This is a genomic window from Pseudolactococcus yaeyamensis, assembly GCF_054658615.1.
Genome location: NZ_BAAGGP010000003.1, coordinates 35,850 through 49,596, shown reverse-complemented (window position 1 = coordinate 49,596; position 13,747 = coordinate 35,850). Strand labels below are relative to the sequence as shown.

The following is a 13,747-nucleotide window of genomic DNA, read 5'->3' as shown; positions in this document are numbered from 1 at the left end:
GATATAATAAAAATATGACCATTCCAGAAAATGTGCTAAAAATCTTACATTTGAATGATTTGCATTCTCATTTTGAAAATTATCCGAAAATCAAACGTTTTTTTGCGGAAAAATCGGAAGGGTATTCAGATGTTTTGCGGTTTGACATCGGGGATAATGTTGACCGCTCGCACGCCCTCAGTGAGGCAACCTTAGGTCAGGTTAATGTTGAGCTGATGAATGCGCTAGACTTAACTGCAGCAACGATTGGTAACAACGAGGGCTTAGGTCTGCCCAAAGAAAAGTTAGACACGCTGTATAACAAGGCAAATTTTGACATTATCTTGTCTAATCTGAAAGATCAAGGTAAACAGCCGACTTGGGCAGTCGAGAAAAAACGTGTCACGACCTCATTTGGTATGGCGATTGATATTTTCGGGCTGACGGCGCCCTATCTCCTAGCCTATCCTTCGATGGGGTGGGAGATCTTAGCGCCAGAGTCTGTCTTAGCTCAGCAGTTGACGGAATCCGATGCTGACTTTACGATTCTACTGAGCCATTTAGGCTGGCGTTTTGACGAGAAAGCCGCCGAGACTTTTGATAATCTTAATCTCATCTTAGGTGCGCACACCCATCATTTATATGAATATGGTAAATATCTGAATGATACAATGCTTGCGGCCGCTGGCCGCTATGGCGAATATGTCGGTGAGGTGACGCTGAGATTCGATGACGACTTTCAATGTATCCAGTCTGAGATGATGGCTGAGGATGTGCGTCATTTGGTAGCATTGTCGGGAGATAAAGAGTGGATTCAGCACCAAGCCAACCAAGGGCATGAGATGCTCCGAGCTTGTCAAGTTGCACAGTTATCTCAACCCTTGACAAATCATTTGCCAGAATATGCCGCAACGCGGTTTGTTGGAGAACTTATAGGCGAGTATTATCAAGTGCCAGCGGTTATTCTCAATAGTGGCATGATTGTCAAAGAGATTCCAAAAAAATTAACTTTAGATGACTTGCATGACATTTTACCTCACAGTATCCGCATGGTCAAATTTACTTTGACGGGTACTGAGCTTAAAACTGTTCTGCGAGAATTATACGATGTTGGGAGTTATTTGAAAACGCAGCGCATCGTTGGTATGGGCTTTCGTGGCAAGCAGTTTGGCGATATCGTCACAGTCGGCTTAACTGGTGAACAGCAGCAACTCCTCTATCAAGGTAGCACAGTTGTTGCAGACCAGAGCTATGTCGTCTTAATGCCCGACCAGTATTTATTTGCTTCGTATTTTCCGATTTTAAAAAGTTCAGGTAGCGCAGAGATTCAATTTCCAAGATTTATGCGAGAAATAGTAGCAGATGATTTAGCGCATCATGGTAACTGATGCACCGAAAGAAATAGAAACCTAAAAGAAAGAACTAGTATGGCAAAAGTAATTCCAGAAGAAGAAAAAAATTATAATAAATTTCCGGGGGAGCATGTTGTTGTCCTTGATGATGTGGTCACGATTGGTGACAAGGTCTTTCACCTGATTCACAACCATCGTGATGGCTTTAATCAAGAGAAATTAGAGCAACGCTATTCCGATATTTTCGCGAAATATGATTACCTCGTCGGAGATTGGGGACATGAGCAGTTACGTTTGAAAGGCTTTTTTTCAAGCTCTCGCAAGAAAATGCCAGATGAGTTGAAAATTTCGCATCTGGCAGATTATATCAAGGAATATATGAATTTTGGGGCTGCTTTTTTCGTGTTGAAACGGATGCGAAGCAAGGACATCAGGCGTGAAGAGGCTTTTATCAATGAAAAAGTCTATGAAGTGAAGACATCAGTTGCGACATCTTATAGAGCGAAAAAAGAAGTTAGAAGAGACACCCAAAAAGACTTCAATAAAGTCGCTAAACCATCGAATAAAAAAGCGGAGAGTGGCGAGTCATCTAAAGTTTCTGGAAAACGCCAATCAAGCAAGACAGCCTTTGTCAAAAAAGAAAAATCGGTCAAACAGCAAGTGCCGATTGTTAAAACTGAAAAAATGCAAACACCACATCAATCAGAAGGTAGTAAACGACCTGCTTTTGTTGTGAGAACTCGGAAAAAATAAGGATAAACCTACGTTATCAATGAAACCATCAGCGTGTCACTTGGGTCTTTATTTCCCAATCTGACATGCTTTTTATGTCGACTTGCCAGTTCCTCAAGCCGTTGTGACCATTTGAATTGTTGCCATAAAGTTTTCAAAACATGATATACTAGTAGCATGACTAAAACTATCCAAAATGACATAACAAAACCATCTATCTACAATTTAACGCGTGACCAGCTAATCAGTTGGGCGGTAGAGAATGGTGCTAAAAAATTTCGCGCGACACAAATTTGGGACTGGCTTTATAAGAAAAGAGTCCAATCTTTTGATGAGATGACTAATATTGCCAAGGATTTTATCGAAATTCTTAAAGACAATTTTGTCCTCAATCCTTTGAAACAACGCTTGGTTCAAGAGGCTAAAGACGGTACAGTTAAATATTTGTTTGAACTACCTGATGGTATGCTAGTTGAAACGGTGCTCATGCGTCAGCGCTATGGCTTATCTGTCTGCGTGACGACTCAGGTTGGTTGTAATATCGGCTGTACGTTTTGTGCATCAGGTATAATTAAGAAACAACGCGACTTAACCGCAGGCGAAATCACAGCGCAAATCATGCTCGTTCAAAAATACTTTGATGAACGTGGCTTAGAAGAACGTATCAGTCACGTGGTGGTCATGGGAATTGGCGAGCCTTTTGATAACTATGACAATGTTATCAACTTTATTAAAACGATTAACGATGATAATGGTCTAGCTATTGGCGCCCGTCATATCACGGTTTCAACTTCTGGATTGGCGCCTAAAATCCGTGAATTTGCTGAGACAGGTCTCCAAATTAACTTGGCAATTTCACTTCATGCGCCAAACAATGATGTCAGAACTAGCATCATGCGGATTAACCGTCAATTTCCAATTGAAAAATTATTTGAAGCCATTGACTACTACATTGAAGTTACCAATCGTCGTGTGACTTTTGAGTATATCATGCTCAGTGGGGTCAATGACCGTCCTGAACACGCGCGTGAATTGGTCGCACTCCTAAAAGCTAAGAAAAAATTAGTCTATGTTAATCTGATTCCTTATAATCCAGTCAGCGAACATGACCAATACAGTCGCTCTTCAAAAGATGATGTCCTTAAATTCTATGATATTCTAAAAAAAGGTGGCATTAACTGTGTCATCCGTCAAGAACACGGCACGGATATTGATGCAGCCTGTGGTCAGCTTCGCAGTAAGACGATGAAAGCAGATAAAAAAGCCCATCCCGACACCAAAGCATTTGACACTGTAACGGTTGGTTTCGAGACAAAGATTAAGTAAAAGAAAATGGAGGTAGAAAATTGAAAAGCTACTTGAGAAAATGGTATCGGAGCTTTTCGATGCTAGCGATGATTTGGGTGATTGTGACAGCTATTACAGGCAGGAACATCTCACGATTGTCAGCGCTCGGTGTCATTATTGCAGCGGTTATTATTGCTGCAATACCAGAAGAATGGTTTGAAAAAATCGTTAATGCAATCCATAAATAACAAAGAAATGTCAGAGAGGTTGAATTCTGGCGTTTTATGTTACAATAAATTTATGAAATTCTTTGATGCACAAGCCAATCTGCGAGCACCGTTTCAAAAAAATGTAAAAGTGCTTGCGGTGTGCTACACTATTGCTATCTGTCTGATGTGTTTTCTACCTCAGAGCGTCTATCCGACCTTAAAAAGTGTGGAAACACCGGGTGTTCAACACTTCGGTCGCATCACAGCGATTTTGACGCCTTTTAACACCTTGGTACATTTCGGAAAAATCCCGAATCTGGTTGATCTGATTTTTATCATCCTCCAAAATGTCGCCAATATCTTCCTGATATTTCCGCTGGTTTTTGCGCTCTGTTTACTGAAACCAAGTATCAGATACTTTAAAAAAGTGCTGCTTATTAGTTTTTTGATGAGCTTGTCCATTGAGACAACACAAGTCATCTTGGATTTATTGTTCAATTTTAATCGCGTATTTGAAGTAGATGACTTAATCACTAACACCTTGGGTGGCATGCTTGCTTATCTACTCTATCAACTTGTAAGGAGAGTTACAACCTAATGGAATTTTCAAAATTAAATCAAAGTCGCCATAAAGTCACACAGTTTGACGGTCGTCAAGTCACGGTTGATGAGGTCAAAGCGATTTTGGCTGAGGCTATTCTTGCGCCCTCAGCACATAACATTCAGCCTTGGCATTTTGTGATTGTCGATTCGAAAGAGATGCGCTTGGCATTGTCCACAGCCATGCACGGCAAAAATGCCGTCCAAAACGAGGCAGCAGGGGCAACACTCGTCGTCTTTTCAGATACAGATTTGCCAGAGCGTGTCCGAGATATGGTCGAAATCGGTGCCGATTTCTTGCCGGTCGATCATCAAGCAGATCTGCTGATGAAATTGCCCGGTATGTTCGAGAAATTTACGACAGAACAGCTGGCAGAATATCTCGCTCTCAACATCGGCTTAGTCTCTCAAAACATCGTCCTTGCGGCGAACGATAAAGGCTTGAAAACCAATATCATCCTTGGCTTTGACAAGGTTAAAGCCAAAGCAGTTTTGGCGATTGAAGACCGCTTCCAACCAGAGCTTATCATCACCATGGGCTATTCCGACGATGCAGGCACAGCATCTTACCGCCTACCCGTTGATGACATCACGGATATTTTGTAAAATAACACGTGCCAATGGCGGTAACATCAAGTAACGGTTAAAGTTTGAAGGGAGTTAAGATGACCTATACATTTCAAAACAGTTCACCGGAAGTCATTTTTGAGTATTTGCGCAAGGCGAAGACGGTAGCCGTCGTTGGCCTGTCAAATCGAGAAGAGACCTCAAGTTTCATGGTAACGCAAGCCCTACAAGCTGACGGTTATCGCATTTTTCCAGTCAATCCACGACTTGCCGGTCAGGATATTCTAGGCGAAAAAGTTTATGGTAGTTTAAAAGATATTCCTGAACACATTGACATCGTAGATGTCTTCCGCCGGTCAGAATTTTTGCCTGACGTGGCGCGTGACTTTATCGAAACAGATGCCGATGTTTTCTGGGCGCAACAAGGTTTGCAAAGTGAGGAAGCCGAGCAGATATTGCGCGACAATGGTCGCCATCAAATCGTCATGGATCGCTGTATCAAGGTTGAGTATGCTTATAGTGGTTTGCGACAAGAAAAATAGTCAGAAAAAAAGCCTGCGGGCTTTTTTCTTTGGCTTAAAAACTGCCCAGATAAAAGGCAACTGTATCTCCTTTTTTCAGCTGGATATCCGCCACGCCCTTTTCTGCCATTTTGCCGTTAATATCGAAGAGCCAGTATTGATTGGCAGCCTGATTCTGAGCCTTACCTTCAATCGACGTGATAAAGCCATCTTTTTCCTCAATCTTAAAATTGGCTTTAAGCGCCTCAAGCAAGCTTTGGCTTTTGCTAATCGTGATTGTTTTCGTCGCATCGATTTTTTTATCATTTTCAAAATCCAGTGTAATGGTTGCTGTATCTTGAGAAACGGTGCTTTTCTTGGGTGTTTCGGTTTTGTTGCCACAGGCTGCAAGAGCAACAGTAATTCCAGTTGCCACTAAAATCGTGACAGTTTTCTTAAACATTAAAGTTGTCATAATCGTCAATCTCCTTGTTTAATAGTGTACTATGTTTGATGTGAATAGTAAAATAACGATTTTTATGGTATTGGTATAGGGAGAGGTTATATCTAAATCAGCTAGCTATGTGATTAGTTCAACGACCTCTAATATTTCAAGTTAGTGCTAATGATTACGTTTGGATAAGCATAGTTATTTTGGTGGGAATCAAATTAATTTGAAACAAGTTCGCAAATGAATTCTCTTTCGAATTAATTCGATTTTTGAAAAATAGTGGGAGTGTATTTTTGATGGTCTGTTTTTGTCGTATCAGATTTGCGATAATGAGTATGTCAAAAGAAAAGAGCTTAAAGATTAGCTTTTATTAGACAAATTTCGTTTTTTTTGTATAATATTTTTAGAAAAGAAAAACTTATATTTTAAAATTTAGAAAGGAGAAACCATGGGTAACTGGTATGTTGTAGATGATTTTGGCAATCAAATCGCTGGACCGTTTTTTGATAAACAGTCAGCAGAATTTTATGCTAATGGCTTTCCAAACTATTCTGTTGTTTATAAAGGGTAAAGTTAGGATAACCGCACTCTTTAGGAGTGTGTTTTTTTTAAAGGAGCGCAAATTGTGATTTCAAGTGATTGCTCGCCTGAGGAATTAATTGGTTTTAATGCTCGGCTGTCATGGGGAAAAACTATTCATATCACAGCTTGATAGCTTTGGTATTGATGGGGTTAAAGATGGAATTCAAAGATTACGAGGTGAAAAATGGAATCAAAAACAACAATTTTAAAGATGATAGAGGGTAATGAGATTATTGTTCCAGACTATCAACGTGCTTATGCTTGGGAAGTGGGGGAAACATCAAAACCGAAACAAGTTGACCAATTTATTACTGACATTGAAGAATATATTTCTAGTCATGCTACGACACCTTACTATTTTGGACATTTTCTTTTTGAGGATAAAGGTGGCAATAGTTTTGCGGTGATTGATGGACAACAAAGGTTGACCACTATCATGATTTGTCTGGCTGCGATGTTCAAGCAAGATGAGGAAAAGTTTAGTGACATTAGGAAAAAGATAATTGGCGAAAAATTTGACTATCATTTTGAAACTGTAAAGTATGATAATAATATTTTTGAGTCATATGTTTTTGAAGATGTTTTAGACTTTGCACCAGAGACTATTTCTCAAAAGCGTATTAAAGAAAGCTATGACAGATTTAAGACGTATTTCAATAGCAAATCGCTAGAAGAGTTAGACAAAATTTTAGATGCTATCAAAAATGCTCGCTGTTCAACTTACATTGTAGACTCTGAAACAGAAGCAGTTCAAATGTTTATTTTTGAAAATAATCGTGGTAAAAGTCCTAGCGATTTAGAAATCCTTAAGGCGAATATGATGTTTGGTGTTCACTTGCAGGATATTCCTGAAAATAGGAAATCCGGAATTAATCAACGTATCAGTGAAAGATTTGAGTCTATTTATTATTCAATTTCTCAAATTGAATCAAACATAGACGAAGATAGCGTTTTAACAGCTACTTTACGAGTTTATAAAAATAATTTAAGAATTGATAGGAAAGCAGTACTTAATCAGGTAGATAATCTTATTAAAGATGATGCCGAAAAATTTGCCATAGAGTTCATAGAAAATCTAGAACAATCATTTAAAAATTTGGTTCGTTTCTTTGTTAAAGATAAAAAAGATATTTGGGAATTTGAAGAACTTATTTCTTTAAAAGACATTGGTTTAGCGCTACCTTTTATTATCAAAGCCTATCAATATGATACTTCTAAAAATGATAAGACTAAGTTGGTAAAATCTCTTAGGGATATATTATTACGAGGACGGTTGACTAAAAGGAGAAATGATTTATCGTCTCGGTTAAACGAACTTTTTAGAAAGTTCATAAAAGATTCTCCAGAATCAGTCATGGAGATAGTCAATGGTATTGAGGGGATGAAACGGGTAAGAGATGAAGAGTGGTGGTGGAATGCATGGAATGATGATAATATCAAAGTTGCTCTTAAGATGCTGAATAATAGACCAATAAGCAAGTATATTTTGTGGCTATATGAAAATCATCTTATTAGTGAAAAGACTAAAGGATATAGAAAACAACGTTATGAAGCTATCATTTCTCCTGATTTAGAGCATATAGCACCTCAAAATCCTAAAGGAGAAGGTGTTGCAAATGGTTATCCCGAATATGATGATGTGTTCAGAAATCAGTATCTAGATTCACTTGGTAACTATCTTTTGCTTTCAGCGAGTGAAAATAGAGCAATCGGAAATATTTCTTTTGAGCAAAAACGAGAAACTTATAAGAACAGTCCACTTAAACATCAACAAGAAGTTTATGAAATGACTGTCTCAACAAATCAATGGACAAAAGAATTGATTGACCAAAGAAACCAAAAAATCATTGATTTTATTATGGAAGAAATCTAAATAACATTTGAAATCAAGCAAGAGGTCGTTATGGTAGCCAAAAAACAAGCTTTACTCAACATCCTAACTCTCCTAAAACGAGAAACCAACTTCAACCATACCCTAACAGTCAAGCAAATCGGCGAAATGTTAGAAAGAACTTACGACCAAAAACTTGACCGCAAGGCGATCAAACGGAATTTGAATGAGCTTGTGGAGATGGGATATGACGTCAACTACACAGAAACGCCGAGGAAAAATGCTGAGCCGATTCAAACCGACTGGTACATCAATCCTGAGTTTGATGATTCGGAACTACGTTTTCTTATCGACAGCGCGACATTTGCTAAAAATATCCCGTCACAGCAAAAAACAGAGATGACGGAAAAGTTGGAGAATTTAACCAGTCGATATTTTAAAAGTAGTCGGAGTAAAATTCTTCAGCTTGATAACTCAAGGCCTAAAACACCTGAATTTTTGCTCAATATTGATTTACTAAATGAAGCGATTGAGCAAAAAAGGATGGTCAGTTTTCATTATCAGGACATTGGACTGGATAAAAAATCACATCCTAGGTTGCGTGATGATGGTGTGACGGTGCGCAACTACGTCTTGTCGCCTTATTTGCTAACCATGGTTAATACCCAGACGTATTTGGTAGGGAAACACGATAGATATGACAATCTGACGACTTACCGAGTTGACCGTATGACCACTGTTAAGATTTTGGAGAACGAGTCAGCAAAATTAGCAGATTTTGACTATAATCTGCCCAAACATTATGCGGAGCATATTTATATGAACTCCGGCGAGAGTATCCATGCGACATTTTTAGTGGACGAATGGATGCTGGCAACGGTAATGGACTGGTTCGGCGGTGGCGTTTCGCTCAATAGAGCTGAGGACGGTAAGGTAGAAGTCAAGGTGCGTGTCAATCGGCAAGCCATGTTCTACTGGGCGATGCAGTTTAGTAAGTTTTGTGAAGTCACCGCCCCTCTGGACTTGCGTGAAGAACTGCGCCAAGCTTTTCGTGATAATTTAGAGAAATATGCTAAGTGATTGTTGGTAACATACTTATAAATTAAAGAATGAGTCTGGGACAAAAGTCTACAGTCATTGAAATAAAAAGCAAGCTAATCCAATCCCCTTTTTTGAGTTGAATATCCGCAGCGCCTTTGTCGGCTACCTTACCATCAATTGATGTAATGAACCCACCTTTTTCTTCAATCTTAAAATTATTTTTGAGAGCATCAGGCAAACTTTGACTGTTGTTGATTGTGATTGTTTTGTCTCATCAATTTTCTTATCATTTTCAAAATCTAGCGTAATGGTTGCTGTCTCTTGAGAAGCGTTGCGCTTTTTTTTTTTTTGTGTTTCGGCGTTATTGTCAGTGCGACAGGCTGCTAAAGCAACAGCAAAGCCAGTTGCGACGAAAATCGTTAGAGTTTTCTTGAAAGTTAAAGTTGTCATTGTTATCAAATCTTCTTATAAGTATGATTGTACTATACTTGATGTGGTTAGCAAAATACAAATTTTTGTAGGTATGTTAGAGGTTACGCCTATACTTGAATTTGGATAACATTAACGCCACAATTTTCGATATTTTTTAAACTATCTTGATTGGCAAAAGTGTCTGTAATCAGGTAGTCAATCTGAGACAAGTCACAGCTTTTAAAATTGGCAATTTCACCTATTTTTCGATAGTCTGCGATGCAAACGACACTGCCTTTTGTTTGCTTGACAATCACTTCATTGATTTTGGCTTCGTGGATGACGGGTGTCGTCAAACCACGGTCAGCAGAAATCCCGTAGCAACCAATGATGGCGATATCGGCTTGGATATTTTCAAAAAAAGCTTGAGTAGCTTGTCCAATCAAGGCTTCTTTAGGGAAACGAACCTCGCCACCTGATAAGAAGACAGAGGATTCGGAGTTGTGATCGAGCGCTGCGACTTTGACATTGTTTGTAATGATGGTAACTTGCTTATTAATCAGATATTTGACGGCATCAAGCGCAGCAGAAGAGGAGTTGATAAAGACGGTATTGCCATTTTTGACAAAAGAGGCGGCTGTTTTAGCCAAAGCTTCCTTAATTTGTTCAATTTCTGGGTTATCGCATTTATCGATTTCGAGGCCAGTTGTCGAGATTTTTGCCTTGCCGTGACTGCGAATGACTTTGCCCATTTGTGCTAGGCTTGATAGGTCTCGTCTAATGGTTGTTTCTGATGTTTTCAAAAGTAAACTTAGTTCTTTAACGGTATGCTCCTTGCCGTTTTTCATTAGTTCAACCAATGATTGTTGTCTGCTTTGGATGTTGATAATAGAATTTTTCAAGGGAAATCTCCTTTTCAATGTGTCTTCGGGAGGACGTTTATGCTCATATGCGCTTTTAAGTACAGTATACTCTTTTTGAAAGCGCTTTAAAAGCTAAAAAACGCAAAAATGTATCTATTTGAGCGTAAAATAAGTAAATGAGCATAAAAAACTGTTTGAAAGCGTTTCCTTATCTGTTATGATAGTCTTGTAAAGGAAATATAGCTTAACTTACTATCAAAAATGAAGGAGTCATGACAAATGGCAAATAAAATTACAGACATCACAAAAGAATCTTGGGTATTGTCAACATTCCCTGAGTGGGGGACTTATCTCAATGAAGAAATCGAAGCAACAGTTGTCAAACCTAACACGGTGTCCATCTGGTGGCTGGGCTGCACGGGTATTTGGCTAAAATCAGAAGGTGGCACGAATATCCTTTGTGATCTCTGGTGTGGGACAGGCAAACGCACACATGGTACAGGCAAAATGGTCAAAGGTCATCAAATGATGCGGATGAGTGGTGCGCTGAAGCAGCAGCCTAACTTGCGGACACAGCCCTTTGTGATTGATCCCTTTGAAGTAAAAAATGTGGACGCTTTAGTCGTGACACATATCCATTCTGACCATTTAGATATTAATACAGCAGCAGCGGTCAATCAAAATTGTCCCAACGCCAAATTTATCGGGCCACAAGAAGTGGTCAATGTCTGGCTAAAATGGGGTGTCCCTGCTGATAAAATAGTGGTTGTTCATCCCGGAGATGAAGTGGCAATTGGCGATGTTAAACTTTTGGCGCTAGAAGCATTTGACAGAACAGTCTTGGTAACAGAACCTGATCCGGAAGTGATTCTAAAAGATAAAATGCCACAGGATATGAACGAGTTGGCAGTAAATTATCTTTTCCAAACAAGTGGTGGTAATGTCTATCATGCAGGTGATTCACATTATTCAAATATGTTTGCTAAACATGGCAATGAGCATAGAATAGATGTTTGTTTAGGCGCATATGGTGAGAATCCTCGTGGCATTACAGATAAAGTGACATCAGTTGACATGTTGCGGATGGCAGAAGCCTTGAATGCGAAAGTCGTCATTCCTGTTCATTACGATATCTGGGCTAACTTCATGGCAGATCCAAAAGAAATCACTGAGATTTGGAAATTTAAAAAAGATCGCCTCAACTATCAATTTAAACCTTTCATCTGGCAAGTTGGTGGTAAATTCACCTTCCCGGATGATAAAGACCGCTTGGAATTTAACTTCGACCGTGGCTTTGATGATGTCTTTGCAGTTGACAACGATACGCCATTCCCATCATTCTTGTAAGAAAGAGCAGGTGATATTATGGAAGGAACAGAGATGCTTGCTTATTTTCACGAGAAGGATTTAGTCAGAATTTCTGATCAACAACCTGCTAATTGGGAGGAAGCGATTCGAATTTCCTGTGACAATCTGATTGAAAAAGAAATCATCAATCAAATGTATGTGGATGAGGTTGTGACAGCCGTTCACAAGTATGGTCCTTATATTGTCATTGTACCAGGCGTTGCAATGCCGCATTCAACAGATAAGAGCGAAGGTGTCTTCGGGACGGCCATTGCTTTTACAAAATTCAAGGAAAAGGTTTATTTTGAAGCAGGTAACGAAGAAAAACAAGCCAAGCTATTCTTCACCTTAGCGGCCAAAAATCCTGATGAACACATGACAAACATTGCGGCTTTATCAGATTTATTGATGACAGACGGTGTGATTGAAGCACTAGAAAATATTGAATCAATAACTGATTTTGAAGCCTTGCTCCAAGCTAATTGGACGTAGGAAAGTCCTAGAGGAGAAAGATCGATATGGAAAATGTATTCAATGCTATTTTGGTCGTGTGGGATTTCTTTGCCAAGAATATTCTGACACAGCCTGCCTATTTCATAGGTGTTATCGTTTTAGTTGGTTACTTACTTTTGAAAAAGCCGTGGTATGAGTGTCTGGCTGGATTTCTTAAGGCAACGGTGGGTTACTTTATCTTATCAGTCGGTTCAGGCGGTTTGGTTAATAACTTTAGGCCAATTCTTGCTGGTTTAAAAGATCGCTTTGATTTGGACGCGACGGTTATTGATCCTTACTTTGGTCAAAATGCAATAGATACAGGAATTATGGCAACATTTGGCCGGACCTTTGGTGATGTCATGGTGTTGCTCCTCATTGCTTTCATCGCTAATATCGCCTTGGTTCGCTTTCAAAAATATACAAAAATGCGGGCAGTTTTCACAACAGGGAATGTTCAGGTCCAACAAGCCGCGACAGCTTTCTGGCTCATCTTGTTTTGTTTTCCGAGTTTGGGACGGATTCAAATTCTTGCCGTCATGGGCTTAATTCTAGGTCTTTATTGGGCGGTTAGCACCAACTTGACGGTTGGCTACACCCAAGAATTGACAGAAGGTGCAGGATTCGCGGTGGCTCACCAACAAGGATTTGGGAACGCTATCGTCTCTGCAATTGCTGAGAAGTTCAAATCTAAGAAATCGAAGAAAATTGAGGATATCGAGTTACCTGGTTTCTTATCTATCTTCAATGAAAATATGGTGGCAACAGCGATTCTGATGCTCTTCTTCTTTGGGATCATCATGACTGTTTTAGGGAAAGGTTACTTCGTTACAAATGGATTCATCCCATCGACACAAAACTTCTTCTTCTATATCATGACAACATCACTACAATTTGCGGTTAATCTGGCAATTTTACAACTTGGTGTTCGGACCTTCGTTTCAGAATTGACAGAAAGTTTTACTGGGATTTCAAATACTTTACTTCCTGGAGCTGTACCGGGTATCGACGTTGCGGCAACATTTGCCTTTGGTTCACCAAATGCTGTCACACTTGGTTTCCTTTTCGGAGCTTTGGGACAATTTTTGATGATTGGTCTTTTGATTTTAGTCAAATCACCAGTTGTCATCATTGCAGGCTTCATCCCGCTTTTCTTCGACAATGCAGCCTTTGCTGTTTATGCTAATAATCGAGGTGGGATTAAGGCAGCTTGTATCCTACCGTTCCTTTCAGGAATTATTCAGGTTGGCGGTTCGGCCTTAATCGCGTCATGGGTTGGTTTGTCTAAATTTGGCGGTTACATTGGGATGTTTGACTGGGCGACGATTTGGCCAGGTTTCACCATCGTGATGAAATTACTAGGTTATGTTGGCATTGCCGTCGTTGTCCTTATCTTAGTCGTGATTCCGCAACTACAATATCGCAGAGATCCAGAAGGTTACTTCTTGGTCGTTGAAGATTATGATGCTTATGCTGAACGCAAAGCATAAAATGGAGGTATCA

At 39.5% G+C, this 13,747-nt stretch carries 16 protein-coding genes; 13 read left to right on the top strand and 3 right to left on the bottom strand.

The features are described from left to right. Positions 1–14: 14 nt before the first annotated feature. From ACYQ21_RS01315 to ACYQ21_RS01285, 7 genes are all read left to right on the top strand, one after another. Positions 15–1,367 carry a bifunctional metallophosphatase/5'-nucleotidase gene (locus ACYQ21_RS01315; RefSeq protein WP_460054335.1) on the top strand — a complete coding sequence of 451 codons (1,353 nt, stop codon included), beginning with the start codon at positions 15–17 and terminating at the stop codon, positions 1,365–1,367. Between the two features lie 39 nt (positions 1,368–1,406). Then, positions 1,407–2,084 (top strand): YutD family protein, encoded by a 678-nt coding sequence (locus ACYQ21_RS01310; RefSeq protein ID WP_460054333.1) that lies wholly within the window; start codon positions 1,407–1,409, stop codon positions 2,082–2,084. Between the two features lie 156 nt (positions 2,085–2,240). After that, positions 2,241–3,389, top strand: a complete 1,149-nt coding sequence (gene rlmN, locus ACYQ21_RS01305) for a dual-specificity RNA methyltransferase RlmN (protein ID WP_460054331.1) — start codon at positions 2,241–2,243, stop codon at positions 3,387–3,389. Between the two features lie 20 nt (positions 3,390–3,409). After that, positions 3,410–3,598, top strand: a complete 189-nt coding sequence (locus ACYQ21_RS01300; RefSeq protein ID WP_460054329.1) for a hypothetical protein — start codon at positions 3,410–3,412, stop codon at positions 3,596–3,598. 52 nt (positions 3,599–3,650) lie between these two features. Further along, entirely contained in the window at positions 3,651–4,157 is a 507-nt protein-coding gene (locus tag ACYQ21_RS01295) for a VanZ family protein (RefSeq protein ID WP_460054327.1), read from the top strand. After that, on the top strand, positions 4,157–4,765 hold the full coding sequence (locus ACYQ21_RS01290; protein ID WP_460054325.1) for a nitroreductase family protein: 609 nt from the start codon (positions 4,157–4,159) through the stop codon (positions 4,763–4,765). Before ACYQ21_RS01295 ends, ACYQ21_RS01290 begins: the two co-directional genes overlap by 1 nt. A gap of 59 nt (positions 4,766–4,824) precedes the next feature. Beyond that, positions 4,825–5,268 (top strand): CoA-binding protein, encoded by a 444-nt coding sequence (locus tag ACYQ21_RS01285; RefSeq protein ID WP_460054323.1) that lies wholly within the window; start codon positions 4,825–4,827, stop codon positions 5,266–5,268. Between the two features lie 34 nt (positions 5,269–5,302). Here ACYQ21_RS01285 and ACYQ21_RS01280 read toward each other — a convergent pair whose 3' ends face one another. Then, positions 5,303–5,701 carry a DUF4430 domain-containing protein gene (locus ACYQ21_RS01280; RefSeq protein WP_460054321.1) on the bottom strand — a complete coding sequence of 133 codons (399 nt, stop codon included), beginning with the start codon at positions 5,699–5,701 and terminating at the stop codon, positions 5,303–5,305. 424 nt (positions 5,702–6,125) lie between these two features. Between ACYQ21_RS01280 and ACYQ21_RS01275 the strand changes: the two genes are divergently transcribed. The 3 genes from ACYQ21_RS01275 (at position 6,126) to ACYQ21_RS01265 (ending at position 9,170) form a co-directional block, all read left to right on the top strand. After that, a complete protein-coding gene (locus ACYQ21_RS01275) occupies positions 6,126–6,248 on the top strand; it encodes a hypothetical protein (RefSeq protein WP_460054319.1) in 123 nt (40 codons plus the stop codon). Between the two features lie 195 nt (positions 6,249–6,443). Beyond that, positions 6,444–8,132: a DUF262 domain-containing protein gene (locus tag ACYQ21_RS01270; protein ID WP_460054317.1), complete on the top strand. Its 1,689-nt coding sequence runs from the start codon at positions 6,444–6,446 to the stop codon at positions 8,130–8,132. 30 nt (positions 8,133–8,162) lie between these two features. Then, a complete protein-coding gene (locus ACYQ21_RS01265) occupies positions 8,163–9,170 on the top strand; it encodes a helix-turn-helix transcriptional regulator (RefSeq protein WP_460054314.1) in 1,008 nt (335 codons plus the stop codon). A 123-nt stretch (positions 9,171–9,293) separates the two neighbouring features. Here the strand turns inward: ACYQ21_RS01265 and ACYQ21_RS01260 are convergent, their stop codons facing one another. Then, entirely contained in the window at positions 9,294–9,581 is a 288-nt protein-coding gene (locus tag ACYQ21_RS01260) for a hypothetical protein (RefSeq protein WP_460054313.1), read from the bottom strand. Between the two features lie 89 nt (positions 9,582–9,670). Continuing rightward, complete coding sequence (locus ACYQ21_RS01255; RefSeq protein ID WP_460054310.1) at positions 9,671–10,444, bottom strand: DeoR/GlpR family DNA-binding transcription regulator; 774 nt, start codon at positions 10,442–10,444, stop codon at positions 9,671–9,673. A gap of 240 nt (positions 10,445–10,684) precedes the next feature. Here ACYQ21_RS01255 and ulaG point away from each other — a divergent pair, with 240 nt between their 5' ends. Genes ulaG through ACYQ21_RS01240 form a run of 3 tightly spaced genes read left to right on the top strand, consistent with a single transcriptional unit; the run spans position 10,685 to position 13,734 of the window. Continuing rightward, positions 10,685–11,752, top strand: coding sequence for an L-ascorbate 6-phosphate lactonase (gene ulaG, locus ACYQ21_RS01250; RefSeq protein ID WP_460054308.1), 1,068 nt, complete (start codon positions 10,685–10,687; stop codon positions 11,750–11,752). 33 nt (positions 11,753–11,785) lie between these two features. Further along, positions 11,786–12,244: a PTS sugar transporter subunit IIA gene (locus ACYQ21_RS01245; RefSeq protein ID WP_460054406.1), complete on the top strand. Its 459-nt coding sequence runs from the start codon at positions 11,786–11,788 to the stop codon at positions 12,242–12,244. 26 nt (positions 12,245–12,270) lie between these two features. Beyond that, entirely contained in the window at positions 12,271–13,734 is a 1,464-nt protein-coding gene (locus tag ACYQ21_RS01240) for a PTS ascorbate transporter subunit IIC (RefSeq protein WP_460054306.1), read from the top strand. The last annotated feature ends 13 nt before the right edge of the window (positions 13,735–13,747 follow it).